This window comes from Streptomyces sp. NPDC036984 (assembly GCF_055607665.1).
This window is the reverse complement of sequence record NZ_JBVJRL010000086.1, coordinates 1-1,521: the sequence shown is the minus strand read 5'-3', so window position 1 is coordinate 1,521 and position 1,521 is coordinate 1. Positions and strand designations below refer to the sequence as shown.

Annotated in this window: 1 protein-coding gene; it reads right to left on the bottom strand. The window is 66.9% G+C overall.

From position 1 onward, the window contains the following. Positions 1-1,521: acyl carrier protein (locus tag ACZ7DL_RS39065; RefSeq protein WP_470781842.1), on the bottom strand; the 1,521-nt coding region annotated here is incomplete at both ends.

Here is a 1,521-nt window from a genome sequence, read left to right as displayed (position 1 = left end):
GGTGAGTCCGGCGCTGGCCAGGGCTTGGCGGATGACGCGTTGCTGGGAGGGGCCGTTGGGTGCGGTGAGGCCGTTGGAGGCGCCGTCCTGGTTGACGGCGGAGCCGCGGACCACGGCCAGCACCTGGTGGCCGTTGCGCTGGGCGTCGGAGAGGCGCTCCACCAGCAGGATGCCGACACCCTCGGACCAGCCCGTGCCGTCCGCCGATGCGGAGTAGGCCTTGCAGCGGCCGTCCGGCGACAGGCCCTGCTGCCGGCTGAACTCCACGAACATGCCGGGACTCGACATCACGGTGACGCCGCCCGCCAGGGCCAGGGAGCACTCGCCCGACCTGAGTGCCTGGCCCGCCAGATGCAGCGCCACGAGGGACGACGAGCACGCCGTGTCCACCGTCACCGCAGGACCCGTGAAGCCGAAGGTGTAGGCGACCCGGCCCGACATGATGCTGGCCGTCGTACCGGTCAGGACATGTCCCTCCGCGCCGGCCTGGCCTTCGTGCATGCGCGGGCCGTAGTCGTGGGTCGTGCCGCCGAAGAAGACACCGACTCGCCTGCCCCGGAACGACTCCGGATCGAGTCCCGCGCCCTCGAAGACCTCCCAGGAGGTCTCCAGCAGCAGGCGCTGCTGCGGATCCATCCCCAGGGCCTCGCGCGGGGAGATGCCGAAGAACTCCGCGTCGAACTGGCCGGCATCCAGCAGGAAACCGCCCGAGGTCGTGGCTATCTTCTCTTCCGCACGAAGTCCCTCCAGATCCCACCCACGATTCTCGGGCAGGGGCGACAGCACCTCCAGGCCCTCGGTCGTGACGCGCAGGAGATCCTCAGCGGAGGAAATGCCACCCGGGAACCGGCAGGCGATTCCGACGATGGCGATCGGCTCGTCCACGAACTCGAAGTGCTCTTCGTCGGATGCGACGGAGTCTGACCCCGCTATGCGCGATACCAGATATTCGACCAGGACTTCCGGAGTCGGGTAGTCGAACAGCAGCCCGCTGGGCAGATTGATACCAAGATCCTTGGCAAGTGAATTACGGAAATCAACGGCTGTGATCGAGTCGAATCCCAGGTCATGGAACTGGCGCCGGAAATCAAGCGCACGGTCTTTTTCATACCCAAGTGCGGCCGCGAGGCGCACCGAGACCGTTTCACGAACGAATTGGGTGGTGTCTCGGGTCACAGGCTGAACAACCGGAGCAGCCGGAGCTTCCGGCCGAGGCGTCTTCGAGACGGCAAGCGTCCGTGACAGGCCACTGGTCAGAGACGAAGTGAGCCAGTAACGGTCGTTGTGCTGGAAGGCGTAGGTGGGGAGGGAAGTGGTCTCAGGGCGTGCGGGGGCGTAGTAGGCGTCCCAGTTGAGGGTGTGGCCGTGGGTGAAGGTGGTGGCGAGGGCGGTGAGCAGCGCCGTGGGCTGGGGGTGGTTGCGGCGTTGGGTGGCCACTGCCGTTACCGAGGTGGGGAGTTGGTTGGTGGCGAGTGTGGTGAGTACGGCGTCGGGGCCGATCTCCAGGAGGGTGGTTGTCCC